Raw genomic sequence first — 14,367 nt, 5'->3', positions numbered from 1 at the left:
ACCTCGCTCTGAGGAATGCCGTCCTCGCCGGCCCGGATCGCCACGCCTCAGAACCGCGGAATGCAGACCGGACAGACTGTCGTGCGCACACCGAGTCGCGCCAGGCACCCTCTCCGCGTACAAACGCGAAAAGGGGTCACTCAGGTTCAGAAAAGGATGCCCTTCGTCACGCTCCGATGGACGATTCCTCGCCCCGGAAGGTCAAGCCGTGGCCCGTGCCTGGCGATGCAGGCGCAGGCGTAGCCGAGCGCTCCCCGCGACCCCTTCAATGCTGACCTCGTCACACAGGCGGCGGATCAGCCACAGGCCGACACCGTAGCCCACACCGTGGCCAGCAGCGAGGTCGGGTTCGAGGCTCAGATCGGCTTCGCTCAGGGCACCGGCGGCGTCGACCACCTCCAGGCACACCCCAACGTCGTCGCTCCACGCGATCAGGGCGCCGCCCGCTCCGCCGTGCTGCAGCACGTTGGTGGCAGCCTCGTTGGTGACGAACGTCAGATCCTGCAAGCGCGTCCAGTCAGGCCGGCTCCGAAACCGAAGGCATGCACACACTCGCGCAGCGCCGCCAGGTCGCCGGTGATCGGCCACTGTAACCGAAACTCGGAGATCATGATGAATCGCTGCCTCTCGCCGGGGAGGACTGGACCGCCCACCTCTTGCCCAGTCTTTGCGCTGCCATGTCGGTGATCGCATTGACCAGCCAAACATCAGATCCAGGGCGAGTCGGGGGCGAGCCCTCCCGCCCTCCTGTCCATCGGGGCCATTGGGGCCTGGTCAACGTGGCGATCGTGGCTGGTGATGAGGCTTGCTGCGATTGCCCGTTCGGGTCTGTCCGCCTTCGTTGTCCCAGCCGGCCAGGCTCAGCTCCTGCTCGGTGGTGGCGTCGGCGGGACCGTTCTGGGCGGCGGCGAGGATGTCGCCGGGGCGGGTAGGGCCCCTGGAATCTGCCCGGCATCGGGTGGTCATGGCCAGCGCCTTGTGAGCGGCGGCGGCTGTGGTGTCGGGTGGGATGACGAGCAGGTTGAGGTGCTCGATACCCGGGATGATCAGGTTGACCACGTGGGGGTCGATGGTGCGGAACCAGCCCACTTTGACGTGACGGCCGGGGGCGGCGATGTGGTGCGGGATGTTGTCCCAGGTGTCGATGTGCAGGCCCCACGCGCAGGACCCGTCGGTTCAGCCGCTGGTCGATGGCGGCGATCAGGGCGGGTAGTTCCGCGCCGGCGTCGTAGGTGGCGGGCCACCACGCCCCGCCCACGGCGCCTCGGCATGTGAGGGCGGGATCCAGGCTGAGCCGTACCTTCTCAGGGCCGGTCATGAGGAAGGCTCGCGGCGTCGTGCGGCCAGGCGTGCCGGGGTCGGCCAGCGTACGTCGTGGATCCAGCCGAGCTTTTCCAGCAGCCGGATCAGCCGGGCGGAGATGTCGATCTGGCCGGGCAGCACGCCGTGGCGGGCGCAGGTGGGGTCGGCGTGATGGCCGTTGTGCCAGCTCTCGCCGAACGACAGGATCGCCAGCGGCCAGAAGTTCGCGGCCCGGTCCCCGGCACGGGTTTTCAACGGCCGCTCACCGAAGACGTGGCAGACGGAGTTGATCGACCAGGTGACGTGGTGCAGCATCGCCATCCGCACCAGCGAGCCCCAGAAGAACGCGGTCAGCGCGCCCTGCCAGGTGCCGGTGGCCACCAGTCCGATCGCGGGCGGCAGCAGCAGCGAGACCGCGACCAGCGGCCCGAATAGCCGGTCCACCCGGCCGATGCCGGCGTCGGCGAGCAGATCCTTGGCGAAACGCCGCCGGTTGGTGACGTCACGCCCGAACATCCAGCCGACATGCGCGAACAGCAGCCCCTTGGCCAGACCACGCACACTGTGCCCGTAACGCCAGGGCGAGTGCGGGTCGCCGTCGCGGTCGGCGAAGGCATGATGGCGCCGGTGGTCGGCCACCCACTGGATGACCGAGCCCTGCACGGCCAGAGACCCGGCCACGGCCAGGCCGATCCGCAGCCACCGGCCCGCCTTGAACGCGCCGTGGGTGAGATAGCGGTGGAAGCCCACCGTGACGCCGAGCCCGGTCAGGACGTAAGCCGTGCCGGCGATCGCCACGTCGGCCCAGCTCAGCCCCCACCCCCAGGCCACCGGCACGGCGGCGGCCAGCGCCGCGAACGGCACCACCACGAACACCCACAACGCGCCCACCGCCGCGACCGGCTTACGCCCATCGATGACCGGCGCCGAGCCGCCCCGCTCCCGATCGACGACGCCTGCACCCGTCGAAGCCATGCCAGTTCCCCCCGTCACACGTGCAGCAGCGTCCTTTCGCCCTTTGGAACTAGGCCGCCTGCCCACGCGCACGGCGGCCACACTCCGCCGGCGCTGTTTTTGGGACTTTCGGGGCGATTTGATGGCGAAAACGTTCTGATGCGTGGGAGCGCTCGCCAGTCAGCGGTTCTGGCGGCGGCGCCGGCTGGCCAGTCGGCGGAGCTGGGTGATGCGGGCGGTGCCGAGCACCAGGGTGAGCAGGATTCCGCTGATCATGGCGATCAGCATCGCGACCGCGAGCGGCAGCGTGCCGTGCAGGCCGAGGAAGGACACCTGCGTGGCGGCGGTGTTCTGCAGCATGAACACGATGAAGGCGACGGACACGAGGGCGGCGGCCCACACGCCCGCCCAGGCCACGCTGGTGCGGGTGACGGGCACCGGCCTGGAGTTCTCGGCGCTGGAGCCCGGGTCCGCGGGGCGCCCGGCCGGCGCCGGTGAGCTCTCGCCTTGGGGCACATCGGCTTCAGCCGTCTCAGCAGATGGCCCGGATCCGGTACGGAAGCGGTGCAGGAGGTCCATGACAACCCTTTCGGTGAGCCGGCCCGGCAGGCACCTCAAAAGCGGCGGGATGTCGTCGTTTCCGGTTACCTCGACTCTACGTCACAATGCGAAGGTCTCACCGCATTCTCTCCGGCCGCCGCCGTTCGCGCTCGGTGTCGGTGCGAATCGCGGCTGCGGGGCAGCTACAACACCGACAACTCCTTTGCATGAAGGCTGGCATAAAAAAGCGCCCACGCCATGACGCGAGAATCTTCTCACACGCCACAGCACAGGCTGAGTTTTGCGACGTTCGGCTGGTGATCAGCTCTTGTCGCGAATCACATCGTAGTTGGAGAACTCGATCGGGCCCTCGCACAGCTTGGCCATGTGCGCGTTGAACCGGTCGGTTTCCGGTAGCTTGCTGTTACGCTGGGCCTCCTCGTGGGAGGAGAACTCCACGACGGCCACGTAGTGATCGGGGCGATCGCGGTGCTTCGCCACGACCTCGCGTCTTACATAGCGCGTGCCCTCGGTCTGCGTCCGCCACTCGTTCATGAGTGACTCGACTTCCGCAGCGCGTTTGGTGTCGAATTCCAGAATCTGCACGAAGCTCATAAGAGCCTCCCCTTTTCCTTGGCTTGCATTCCTTATTCAACACCCATCCGAAATAAATAGCAAGGAAATTTCGCACAAACGAGCGAATTCCACTCTCGGCATAAGGTGGTGGGAGGTTCGCGCCGGTGAAATCTTCGGCCGATTTTGCGGGCCGGCGGCCCTCAAAGTTCGCGATCCGGCAGGTCAAGACGATCCGGTGGCCCCCCCTTGGAAGATGGCGCCGGCCCTGCGCGAGTCTGGGGCGAAGGTCGCCGACACGTGTGCATCGGCCGAGGACTTCGCGCGGGCCCCGGTTTGCCCCGGAAGACTGCCGGCGATCATCAACGGTCGGCCGGTCCTCGGCGCGAAGGTGTGCAGGCATCCAGAGGAAGACGGCTACGAGCTCGTTGTCGGCTGAGTGCCGGCTCTGGACAGCTCGCCCGCGTTCCGCGCTCGGCCCTGGCAGAGGGCACCAGCTGATCGGCATTCACTCACCGCGAGAGGGAGGAAGTCCGCGAAGTACGCCGGGATCCCGGTCCATCGCTTGGTGGCGGTCTGCGGAAACGCGGGATCGAGCCGGCTCGTGCCAGATATGGCGCGTCGGCAACGCGCCCGCAGGCTCGCTATCGCCGCAGGTGATGAGACTTGCTGGGATTGGGCGTTTCCACCGGCTCGCTGAGCACCTTGACTGGGGACTGATCAGCCGGCGCAGCTTGCGTCGCTGTCACCGTGAGGGGGTCGTGATGACCCTGGACGCAGAAGGAATGAACGTGACCGCGCGTGCCGGTCTGAACGGTCAGGCGCCGCGTTGCGATCACATCGACCTGCTCCCGGCCGTGGAGCCCGGGTTGCCCGAATGCAAGGAATGTCTGGCCCTCGGCCAGACCTGGACGCGGTTGCTGGTGTGCCTGACCTGCGGGTGGGTGGCCTGCAGCGACGATTCGCGCGGGAGTCATGCCCGCGCCCACTACCGGGAGACCGACCACCCGGTGGTCGCCGTCCTGGACCCAGGCTCGACCTGGCGCTGGTGCTATGTGCACCGGCGAACCGTATAGACACGACAGAAGAGACATCATGACCATTTTCGAACGGCCGGTGAAAGATCGGCTGGACTATGACGGCGCATCCTCATTTCCCGGGGCAAAGGAGCACCCTCCGGCCGGCAGAGCTCAGGTGGGGCTGACGGCGGCGATCGTGATCCTGCCGTTCTTCGCGCTCGGTGTCGCGATCGTCCTGGCGTGGGGACAGGGAGTCGCGCTCACCGATCTGCTGCTGGCTGCGGGCTTGTATGTGGTGACCGGGCTGGGGGTGACGGTCGGGTTCCATCGGCTGCTCACTCATGGCTCCTTCGCCGCGCGGCCATGGTTGCGCGTGGTGCTCGCGATCGCCGGGTCGATGGGTTTTCAGGGCAACGTGATCGACTGGGTGGCGGTGCATCGCCGCCATCACGCCTTCACTGATCGGCCGGGCGATCCGCACTCGCCCTACCGGTATGGCACCGGCCTGCGCGGGCAGCTTCGGGGGCTTGCCCATGCGCACCTGGGCTGGTTGTTCACCGACGACCAGACCTCGGCCGAGCGCTATGCCCCGGACCTGCTGGCCGATCCGACCATGGTCCGGGTGGCCCGCGCTTTTCCCGCGTTGTGTGCGCTGTCGCTGGCGTTGCCGTTCCTGGCCGGTTGGGCGATCACCGGCACCCTGTACGGCGGCCTGACGGCTTTCCTATGGGCCGGCTTAATCCGCGTCGCGCTGCTGCAGCACGTCACCTGGAGCGTCAATTCCCTGTGCCATGTCATCGGCAGCAGGCCGTTCAAAACCCGCCGCCACGACCGCTCCACTAACGTGTGGCCGCTGGCCTTGCTGTCGTTCGGCGAGAGCTGGCACAACGGCCACCACAGCGAACCCAGCTGCGCCCGCCACGGCCTCGACCGAGGCCAGCTCGACCCGTCCGCCGCCGTGATCCGCCTGTTCGAGCGGCTGGGCTGGGCCGGCGACGTGCACTGGCCCGACGCCGACCGCATCCAGCGCCGCCGAGCCGACCACCCCCAGCAGGCCCGCGTCCTTGCCGGAGACTGACCGATGTCTCTTGCGGTGTCACCGCTGGGATGGCTGCTCACCGGTGTGGCGGTGGCTGTGGTGATCGTCGCCGACCTGGTGGCCGGGCGCGGCCGTCGCCCCAGCCCTCTGCAGGCCGGCGTGTGGGTGGGCGTCTACCTCACCCTGGCCATCGGCTTCGGCATCGGACTGGGACTGGTCGCCGGTATGGACCTGGCTGTGCAGTTCTTCGCCGGCTACCTCACCGAATACAGCCTGTCGGTCGACAACCTGTTCGTCTTCGGGGTCGTCATGACATCCTTCGCCGTACCGGCCTCCCAGCAGGCCCGCGTGCTGCTCATCGGCATCGCCGCCGCGCTCGTCTTGCGCGGGTTGTTCATCCTGGCCGGAGCCGCCGCCATTGACCGCTTCTCCGCCACCTTCTACGTGTTCGGCGCTTTTCTGATCTTCACTGCGGTGCAGCTTGTCCGCCATCGTGGAGTTCAGCCCGACCTCGCCCGCAATCCGGTGTTGCGCCTGGCCGCGCGGATCCTGCCGACCACCCCCGACTATCACGGCGGCGCATGGACGGTCCGGGTGGCGGGTCGGCGGCTGCTCACCCCGATGGCGATGGTCATCGTGGCCATCGCGCTGTGCGATGTGATGTTCGCTCTGGACTCCATTCCGGCCATCTTCGGCCTGACCCAAGAGCCTTACCTGGTCTTCACCGCCAACGCCTTCGCGCTGATGGGGCTGCGGCAGCTGTACTTCCTGCTCGGCGGTCTGCTCGACCGGCTGGTCTACCTCTCCCACGGGCTGGCGCTCATCCTGGCCTTCATCGGGGTCAAACTCATCGCCCAAGCAGCCCACGACAGCTTCCCGAACGTGCCGCAGATCCCGCTGTGGCTGTCGCTGACAGTGATCGTCACGGTTCTGGCCATCACCACGATCGCCAGCCTGGCCGCGTCCCGGCGCACGAGAAGGCGAGACCCGGACGGCCCGGCATCCGGCATCCAGCCACCTGCACAGCCCGTGCCGTAGGCAAGAAAGACATTCCAAGATCGCGACCCCTCGATGCTCTGGTACGGCCCGCGCTCATCGGTTCTGGTGATAACCGGCGCCGCCATTGCTCGTTTCCCCCGATCAGGCCGGGGCGGACACTGGAGCTCCAAGCCGCCTGACCGCGGCGGAGTATCCGCCTGCTGCACGAAGTCATGGCAGACGGGCAATACGGATCAACCGTCTGCCCGGCAGGTCGGGCGTACGGGATGCGGAGCGGTGAAGGGAAATCGCGATGAGTCTGCGTTGGGAAATCAGCAACAAGGTCCAGGTCCTCAAGGGCTGGGCCAGGCAGCGCTTCGGCCGCGTCTCCGGCAACCGGCGCCAGCAGATCGCGGGCAAGAGCGATCGGGTCGCAGGCAATCTGAAGCAGGCCGGCCGGAAGGCCAGGGACGCCTTCAAGCGCTGATCCCCTCTTCGGCAGACCTCCTGGTGGGTCCAGGTCCCGAGCTGGATCCCGCCCGGACGCCGGCGAACTCCACAATGCACCCCGCCCGGCGATCCCGCCCGACGACCCCATCGTCTCCGCCACTCCCGCGCAATGACGAAGATGGAGGTAGGACCGATGCGCATCGCATCAGTAGTGCTGATCCTGTGGCTGATCGCCGGCGCCTTCGCCGCGGGCCAGCGCAACTACTACACAGGACCGGTGGACAACTGCAATCAGGTGGCCACCATCGCGGTGACGATCCTGGCAGGCCCGCTCAACTACCTCGGCATGAACCCGAAGATCGCCTGCCAGACTCCCCAGCCCAGCAAGTAAGCGCAGGGGCAGTCAAAGCCGTGCGAGGGTCTACAGTGCAGGAAGACGGTTCATATCGGCGCCGCCCGGTTAGGGAGGGTTGGCGGGCATGGAGTTACGGCAGTTGCGCTATTTCGTGACCCTGGCCGAGGAGTTGCATTTCGGCCGGGCTGCGGCCCGTGAGCACATCGTGCAGTCGGCACTGAGCCAGCAGGTCCAGCGGCTGGAACGCGAAGTGGGGGTGCGGCTGCTGGATCGCAGCACCCACCACGTCGATCTGACCCCCGCGGGCGCCGCCTTCCTCATCGAGGCGCGCCAGATCCTCGACCACGTCAGCAGGGCCGTGCAGACCGCCCGTAACGCTGCCGCGTCGGTGCCCACGCTGCGCGTCGGTATCATCGACGCCGGCTACGACACCATGCCGCAGATCCTGCGCGAACTCCAGCACACCCATCCCGGCATCACCATCCATCAGGTCGAAGCGGGCACCCCCGAGCAGTACCGGCAACTGGCCGACGGCCGCCTGGACATCGCCATCGGACACGCCTCCCAAACCCCGGCCGAGGTGACCTCCAAGCTGATCAGGCTCGATCCGCTCGGTGTGCTGGTGCCCGACGACCACCGCTTCGCCGACCTCGACGGCGTGCCCGTGACCGCCCTTGCCGACGAACTCCTGCTGCTCGGCGAGGAATCCCAGACGCCGGAGCTCAACCAGTTCGTTATCGCGCTGTGCCGCTCGGCCGGGTTCGCGCCCGCCATCTATGAGGGCACCGTGGAGAGCACCCGGGCCGCCGCCGACCTGGTCCTGCAGCACCGCTGCGTGCACTGCGTCCCCTCCTCCTTCCGCACCTCCAACCGGCCGGGCACCACCTGGCGGCCCCTGATCGAACCTGCCACGCACTATCCCTGGTCACTGTTGTGGCACGACGTCAATCCCTCTCCCCACATCGCCACCGTCATCAACAGCGCCCGACAGCTCGCCGAGCGGCTTGGCTGGCTGGAACCCGCCGCCCCGCCCACCGAACCAGCACCCGGCGAAGACGTCCCGACAGCCGCCGGCCACAGCGACGAGGCCGTCTGATGCACGCGCTCTGACCGCTGTGCGCACCGCGAAAACCTGGTGATCGGTTCTGGAGATGGATCCTTCCCGGATCGCCTGTTTCGGTACGGCACGCGCGGGTGTCGGCTGGAGACGAACAAGTGTGACCGTCGGCGCCGGCAATCGGATTGGCGGCCGGCCCCCTGCTTCGACCGGTCCGGAAGACCGATCCCGCGCAGACATCGATGCACCGCCACAGGGAGTAGGCCATGGGCATCATCGCTTGGATCATCCTCGGACTGGTCGCCGGACTGCTGGCCAGAATGCTGGTCCCCGGTAAAGACTCGCAAGGTTTGATCATCACCCTCGTACTCGGCATCGCCGGCGCGCTGCTGGGCGGCTTCGTGGCCACCGAGGTGTTCGGCGTCTCGGGCATCCAGGGCTTCTTCAACCTGTCCACCTGGCTCTGCGCCATCGTCGGCGCGGCCGTCCTGCTGCTCGCCTACAACCTCATCACCGGCCGGCGCACCGGCCGTAGAACCGGCCGCTGGGCCGGCCGCCGATGATCCCGCCCAGCACGCCCGGCAACCCATCCCAGAGCTCACGCGCCTGGCGCGGCGGGGGTGATGGGTGATGCCCGTCGCCGTGGCCATCGTGGTCATCGTCGTCGGCGCCATCCTCACTTTTGCCTTGGCGGACGGCTCGGTGGGCGGCTTCGACCTGCGCATCGTGGGCGTCATCCTGATGCTCGGCGGCGCCGCCGGGCTGCTGCTGCCCCTGCTGCTGCGCACCGGGGAACGCTGGAGCAGGTCGAGCGTCCGCAGCCGCCAGGACGTCATCGACGACCGCGTCAACGGCCGCATCGACGATCGGCCACCGCCCACCCTGGTCGACCTTCCTGGCTACGACGGCAGGCAGAGTACCCGCCGGGCTCCGGATGATCGTCGTCTCTGAAAGGGAAGCGCCACGTCCGTACGGTGACTGCATCCCGGTCTGAGGCCGCACGTGACGGCCCGCCCGCGTACTGGCGGCGGCCCGCCACGCGGTCTCGATCGAAGGTCCGCAGCGGACCGGCCGGGGCATCGGTATCGGCGTGCCGCGGCCGACTTCGGCCGTCGAGCGCCGACGCCGACCTACGTTCCAACCCGCCGCCTTTGCCCCGTGCTCACCGGCCCGTGCGAAGGCATCGACATCTGCAGGAGGCAGACATGTCCATCGTGACCATCCTCTGGGTGGCCGTCGCCGTGGCGGTGGTCCTGGCGTCGGCCATCGGCTACGTCTTGCTGCGCCGGCGCCGGCAAGGCCTGCGCCGGCGCTTCGGCCCCGAATACGAACGCACCCTGAACGAACAAGACAGCCGCGGCGAGGCCGAGCAGGAGCTGCGTGCCCGGGAGAAACACTTCGCCACCCTCGACATCACGCCGCTCGCCCCCGCCTCCCGGCAGGCCTATGCCCAGCAGTGGGCCAAGCTCCAGGAGCGGTTCGTCGACGCGCCGGGTCCCGCTGTCACCGAGGCCGACGAGTTGGTCATCACCGTCATGGCCGAGCGCGGATATCCCACCGAAGACTTCGAGCAGCAGCTGGCGGACCTGTCGGTGGTGCACGGCCGTACCCTGCACCACTACCGCCAAGCCCACGAGATCAGCAAGCGCGTCGCTCCGGGTGAAACCTCCACCGAGGATCTCCGGCAGGCCATGGTGCACTACCGCGTCCTGTTCGAGGAACTTCTCGACGACGGCGACGAGCACCACCCTCAACCGGCTGAAGCCCGCGAGAAGGAACCGGCACTCACCGACGACTCCCAGCAAAGGTGACTAGACATGGACCTCCGCAACGACCCCGAACGCCTTGATGAGCGCCTCGACGAATTCGCCGAGGCGCCGTCACCCCGGCCCAGACCCGTCGATACGCACGACGACCACAGCGACGACGTCCAGCCGGCGGCGCCGTCTGACCAAGTCGTCTTCGACCAGACGGCCCAGCTACCACCCGCATCCGCATCGCCGGCACCAGCGGTGTCTCTGCTCGGCAGTGACCCGGCCGATGTCCAGGACCGCTGGCACGACCTTCAGTCGTGCTTCGTCGACGACCCCCGCGATGCGGTGCAACGCGCCCACTCCCTCCTGGAGGAGATGACGGCCTCGCTCCACCAGGCGCTGGAAAGCCGCATCCGTGAGCTGCAGGACCTCTGGAAGGACACCGGCGACCACGACACCGAGCAGCTGAGACTGGCCTTGCGCTCCTACCGCGACGTCATGCACCGGCTGCTGCCCCTCACCGACGAGCAGACGACCCGCTAATCCCCCCACCCACGCCGACGGGGGAACGCTGAGGCCGGCGGTACTGCACGTCCCGCCGGCTTGGCGTCCTCGTCCACCGCCCGGCCGCTGGGCGGCTGCACGGCACCGGAAGCAAAGGGAAAGAATAGATGGCCGTCCTGGACATTCCCCTGGAACAGATGACCGCCGAAGAGCTCCTGATCGAAATGGCCCGGCCGCAGACCCCAGAGTCACATAAGGTCCGGCTGCGTGAGCGGCTGGTGGAGACGCACGCCTGGATGGCCAAGTCCCTCGCGCGCCGCTACCGCAACCGGGGCGAACCCATGGAAGATCTCCTGCAGGCCGCTTACGTCGGCATGATCAAGGCCATCAACCGGTTCGACGCCCGGCTCGGCCACGACTTTCGCCGCTATGCGGCCGTCACCATGGCGGGCGAGGTCAAACGCCATTTCCGGGACCGCGCGTGGGCCATCCGGGTTCCCCGCGTCCACCAGGAACGCCGCTCGCAGCTGACCCGGTTGTCCGCCGACCTCAGCCAGGCCCTGGGCCGCTCGCCGACCGTCGCCGAACTGGCGGCCGACATGGGCCTGTCGCAGGAGGACGTCCTGCTGACGATGGACGCCTCGGCCGCCTACACCGCGATGTCGCTGGATGCCCCCTTCGATACCAACGACAGCACCTCCGTCAGTCTGGCCGACGTCCTGCCCTGTACCGACGAAGCATTGGACACCATCGTCGGCACGCAGTCCGTCAAGCCGCTCATCGACGCCTTGCCCGAGCGCGAGAAGAACATCCTGCTGCTGCGCTTCTACGGCAACCACACACAAGCCGAGATTGCCGCCGAGTTCGGAATCTCCCAGATGCACGTCTCCCGCATCCTGCGCAACGTCCTGGGCCGGCTGCGAAGCGCACTGACCGACTAACCGACCGACCAATCGACTGATCGCATCTGGAGGCTGTGATGACGGTGAAGAGCGGGGCCAGGTCCGCGGGCCGCCAGGCGGCCTCAAGCCGCTGGCTGGAGTGGCTGGCCCGGGCCGGGTTCGCGGCCTGCGGCGTCAATTACCTGCTCATCGGCGTACTGGCGGTACAGATCGGCATGGGCGCCGGCGGTGAGGCGGCCGACGCCTCGGGAGCGATGCACGCCGTCGTCGCCTACCCCGGCGGATTCATCGCCTTATGGCTGGTCGCCATCGGTTTCGCCGGGCTGGCGTTGTGGCGGCTGGCCGAGGTGGTCTACGGGCAGGCTAGCCCGAACGGCGCAACGGCCGTCAAGCGGCTGGCCTCTCTGGGGCGCGCCGTCGTCTATCTCGCGCTGTGCATCGGCATCGTTGTCTTCCTGCTCGGCGTCGGAAGCCGGCGCTCGGGCAACAACCAGTCCAAAGACGCCACCGCCACGCTGATGAGCTATCCGGGCGGCCGGTGGCTGGTCCTGCTCATCGGCCTCGGCGTCGTGGCGGTGGGCATCAGCATGATCGTGGAAGCCGTTCGCCGGAAGTTCACCGACAACCTGCACATGAACCATATGGGGGCGCGCACCCGCGCCACGGTCAAGGTTTTGGGGTTCGTCGGCATCTTCGCACGGGGCAGCGTGTTCGCCGTCCTCGGCGTGTTCCTCGTCATCACCGCCGCCACCTTCGACTCTGAAAAGGCGCAGGGTCTGGACGGGGCGCTTCGCAAGTTCACGCTGACGCCCCTGGGCCCTTGGCTGCTGGTCGCCGTCGCGCTCGGCCTGGTCACCTTCGGCGTCTACTCCTGCTTCGAGGCACGCTGGCGCAAGACCGAACCCGGATAGACGACCTCACGTCGTGGGCATGCCCGACGCCGGCCGGCAGAGTTGTCCGGCAGGGTTGTCAGGATCTTTCTCGGGTGTGACGTTGGGGTTCGGCTACCTCGGCGAAGGCGGGTCCACGATGGCGATGGTGCTGGGCGATGTGGAAGTGGCGTTCACCACGACGTTCACCTTCCGGTGGAGCGATGAGAACAGCGGGGCTCATCGCGACGGCGGGTTCTGGCATCCGCTACCGCCGCGAGGCTTCCATGCGCTGGGCAGCCTCGGGTGCCCCTCCTACGACGACCCCAACGGCGAGGTGGTGGCCGTGTGCGTGCGCCAGGCGGCGGACCGGCCCGCCGCGCGGGCCGGCCCGGTCGACTACCGGTGGATCTACGACTCGACCGAGACCGGTTCGGCGACCAGCGGCAGCATCTGGCGGCCGGTACCGCCCAGCGGGTACGCACCGCTGGGCGACGTGTGTGTCGCCGGCTTCGACAAGCCCGGCCCGAGCCAGGTGGTGTGCGTACGCACCGACCTGACCACGCCCGGCTCCACCAGCGTGATCGTCTGGCATACCGAAGGCAGCGGCGGCACGTTTCAGGCGAGCATGGCCCAGATCAGCGCCCCGGCGCGCGCCGACGGCCAGGCCAAAGCGGTGATCGCGCCGGGCAGCTTCGTCACCTACGTACCGCACACGCCCTCCCCGGCGATGAACGGGGAGACGCAGATCTTGCGGTTGCCGCCGCTGCCGGGGCCATGGCCCGTCATGCCGCCCCCGCTGGCGTTGCCGGGCGCCGGCGGCACCCAGGTCGGGCGGGCGCTGGAGACCAACCGCGGCAGCCCTCGCGCTGACCGGCGCTCAATCCCCGTGGCTGCCGATGGGCGGCTGTTGGTGATCGGCGGCGACGATGAGCCTTGCTGAGTTCGCCCATATCCGCACGGCGGCGACGGGCGTTGACTGGGAGGTGTCCGGCCGCCGGCCTGAGGCGGTGAGCCGCGATGGATGCTCGCGCGCCCGGCTGCTCGCAGCACCCCGGCCAAGGCCTCTTCGGGTCTTTGGGGGACATAGTGGCCACCATCCAGGCCGGCGGCGGCACCAGCTCATCCCCGTCCGTAGCCGGTCTCGCCGAGCCGGTGCCAGCGGGCTCGGCGCTGGTGCCCTTCCCCAGCCTGGTTTTGTTCGTGAGAGTTGACCGCGGTTGTTCGTCGGGTGTGACCGCGGTCCCGTTCCGGTGAAGTCGTTGTTCGTGAGTTTTGACCGCATGGCGTGGCTTACGGTGAGACGCTGGATGCGCTTCGTGTTGAAGGAGCGTCCTCATGCTCTCGTCGAAGATCGATCTGTACGCCGCGATCCGCCGGGATGCCCGCCTGGGGATGTCAGGCCGTGCGATCGAGAAGAAGTACCGGGTCGGCCGGCGGACGATCGTCAAGGCCCTGGCGTCGGCGTGGCCCGAGCCGCGCAAGCAATTGCCGCCCAGGGCGTCGAAGCTGGACCCGTTCAAGCCGGTGATCGACGAGATTCTGAAGGCGGATCTGGACGCGCCGCGCAAGCAACGGCACACCGTCACGAGGATCTGGCACCGGCTGATGGACAAGCACGGGATGACGAACGTGTCCTATCCCGTGGGTGAGGGCCTATGTCGCCGAGCGCAAGCCGCAGATCCGGGCCGAGGCCGGCCGGGGCCCGGCCGAGGTGTTCGTGCGGCAGTCGCACCGCCCCGGCGACGAGGCCGAAGTCGACTTCGGCGAGGTCGTGATCCGGCTGGCCGGGCAGGACGTCGGATGCTTCCTGTTCTGCCTGCGGCTGTCGTTCTCCGGCAAGGCGGTGCACCGGGTCTCCTTATCGGGTGGGCAGGAGGCGTTCTTCGAGGGCCACGAGCACGCCTTCCGCGTCCTGGGCGGAGTGCCGGCCGGGAAGATCCGCTACGACAACCTCAAGTCCGCGGTCGCACAGGTGATCGGGTTCCGCCGGATCGGCAGCCGCGCCCGCACCGTCGGTGAGTTCTGGGCGATCGAGCGGCCGCTGCTGAGACCGCTGCCGGCCGAGCCG

The 14,367-nt window shown here is 68.2% G+C and carries 18 protein-coding genes and 1 pseudogene; 13 read left to right on the top strand and 6 right to left on the bottom strand.

Annotated features, from left to right (window positions below):
- Positions 1–201: 201 nt before the first annotated feature.
- From B0I32_RS61145 to B0I32_RS40085, 6 genes and pseudogenes are all read right to left on the bottom strand, one after another.
- Positions 202–693, bottom strand: coding sequence for an ATP-binding protein (locus B0I32_RS61145; protein ID WP_281262654.1), 492 nt, complete (start codon positions 691–693; stop codon positions 202–204).
- Between the two features lie 81 nt (positions 694–774).
- Positions 775–1,146 carry a DUF5994 family protein gene (locus B0I32_RS59190; RefSeq protein WP_281262653.1) on the bottom strand — a complete coding sequence of 124 codons (372 nt, stop codon included), beginning with the start codon at positions 1,144–1,146 and terminating at the stop codon, positions 775–777.
- 22 nt (positions 1,147–1,168) lie between these two features.
- Positions 1,169–1,318, bottom strand: a pseudogene (locus B0I32_RS61850) (DUF5994 family protein); the annotation flags it as partial.
- Positions 1,315–2,277 carry an acyl-CoA desaturase gene (locus tag B0I32_RS40095; protein WP_106248616.1) on the bottom strand — a complete coding sequence of 321 codons (963 nt, stop codon included), beginning with the start codon at positions 2,275–2,277 and terminating at the stop codon, positions 1,315–1,317. The gene B0I32_RS40095 and the pseudogene B0I32_RS61850, both read right to left, overlap by 4 nt.
- Positions 2,278–2,436: 159 nt before the next feature.
- Positions 2,437–2,772, bottom strand: coding sequence for a LapA family protein (locus B0I32_RS40090; RefSeq protein WP_181308318.1), 336 nt, complete (start codon positions 2,770–2,772; stop codon positions 2,437–2,439).
- Between the two features lie 345 nt (positions 2,773–3,117).
- Positions 3,118–3,411 carry a hypothetical protein gene (locus tag B0I32_RS40085; RefSeq protein ID WP_106248613.1) on the bottom strand — a complete coding sequence of 98 codons (294 nt, stop codon included), beginning with the start codon at positions 3,409–3,411 and terminating at the stop codon, positions 3,118–3,120.
- A 722-nt stretch (positions 3,412–4,133) separates the two neighbouring features.
- Here B0I32_RS40085 and B0I32_RS40075 point away from each other — a divergent pair.
- The 13 genes from B0I32_RS40075 to B0I32_RS40015 all read left to right on the top strand — a co-directional run bounded on the left by B0I32_RS40075 (position 4,134) and on the right by B0I32_RS40015 (position 13,239).
- Entirely contained in the window at positions 4,134–4,445 is a 312-nt protein-coding gene (locus B0I32_RS40075; protein WP_245956320.1) for a UBP-type zinc finger domain-containing protein, read from the top strand.
- Between the two features lie 19 nt (positions 4,446–4,464).
- Positions 4,465–5,466 (top strand): acyl-CoA desaturase, encoded by a 1,002-nt coding sequence (locus B0I32_RS40070; RefSeq protein ID WP_106248610.1) that lies wholly within the window; start codon positions 4,465–4,467, stop codon positions 5,464–5,466.
- Between the two features lie 3 nt (positions 5,467–5,469).
- On the top strand, positions 5,470–6,465 hold the full coding sequence (locus B0I32_RS40065; RefSeq protein ID WP_106248608.1) for a TerC/Alx family metal homeostasis membrane protein: 996 nt from the start codon (positions 5,470–5,472) through the stop codon (positions 6,463–6,465).
- Between the two features lie 253 nt (positions 6,466–6,718).
- Positions 6,719–6,892, top strand: a complete 174-nt coding sequence (locus B0I32_RS40060; protein ID WP_106248606.1) for a CsbD family protein — start codon at positions 6,719–6,721, stop codon at positions 6,890–6,892.
- 156 nt (positions 6,893–7,048) lie between these two features.
- Positions 7,049–7,246 (top strand): hypothetical protein, encoded by a 198-nt coding sequence (locus B0I32_RS40055; protein ID WP_106248604.1) that lies wholly within the window; start codon positions 7,049–7,051, stop codon positions 7,244–7,246.
- An 88-nt stretch (positions 7,247–7,334) separates the two neighbouring features.
- Positions 7,335–8,306, top strand: coding sequence for a LysR family transcriptional regulator (locus B0I32_RS40050; RefSeq protein WP_106248603.1), 972 nt, complete (start codon positions 7,335–7,337; stop codon positions 8,304–8,306).
- 227 nt (positions 8,307–8,533) lie between these two features.
- Positions 8,534–8,830, top strand: coding sequence for a GlsB/YeaQ/YmgE family stress response membrane protein (locus tag B0I32_RS40045; RefSeq protein ID WP_106248601.1), 297 nt, complete (start codon positions 8,534–8,536; stop codon positions 8,828–8,830).
- Positions 8,831–8,897: 67 nt separating this feature from the next.
- Positions 8,898–9,218: a hypothetical protein gene (locus B0I32_RS40040; protein ID WP_106248600.1), complete on the top strand. Its 321-nt coding sequence runs from the start codon at positions 8,898–8,900 to the stop codon at positions 9,216–9,218.
- A gap of 254 nt (positions 9,219–9,472) precedes the next feature.
- The gene (locus tag B0I32_RS40035) at positions 9,473–10,078 is read left to right on the top strand and encodes a hypothetical protein (RefSeq protein ID WP_106248599.1); all 606 of its coding nucleotides are present in this window, start codon (positions 9,473–9,475) and stop codon (positions 10,076–10,078) included.
- 6 nt (positions 10,079–10,084) lie between these two features.
- Positions 10,085–10,564 (top strand): hypothetical protein, encoded by a 480-nt coding sequence (locus B0I32_RS40030; protein WP_106248597.1) that lies wholly within the window; start codon positions 10,085–10,087, stop codon positions 10,562–10,564.
- A 128-nt stretch (positions 10,565–10,692) separates the two neighbouring features.
- On the top strand, positions 10,693–11,466 hold the full coding sequence (locus tag B0I32_RS40025; protein ID WP_106248595.1) for a SigB/SigF/SigG family RNA polymerase sigma factor: 774 nt from the start codon (positions 10,693–10,695) through the stop codon (positions 11,464–11,466).
- Positions 11,467–11,504: 38 nt separating this feature from the next.
- The gene (locus tag B0I32_RS40020) at positions 11,505–12,338 is read left to right on the top strand and encodes a DUF1206 domain-containing protein (RefSeq protein WP_106248593.1); all 834 of its coding nucleotides are present in this window, start codon (positions 11,505–11,507) and stop codon (positions 12,336–12,338) included.
- A 19-nt stretch (positions 12,339–12,357) separates the two neighbouring features.
- A complete protein-coding gene (locus B0I32_RS40015) occupies positions 12,358–13,239 on the top strand; it encodes a Vps62-related protein (protein ID WP_146178488.1) in 882 nt (293 codons plus the stop codon).
- The last annotated feature ends 1,128 nt before the right edge of the window (positions 13,240–14,367 follow it).

It is taken from the genome of Nonomuraea fuscirosea (genome assembly GCF_003001935.1).
Lineage (GTDB): Bacteria > Actinomycetota > Actinomycetes > Streptosporangiales > Streptosporangiaceae > Nonomuraea > Nonomuraea fuscirosea.
Note: the sequence above shows the minus strand (reverse complement) of the source record. Positions and strands in the feature narration are given on the sequence as shown.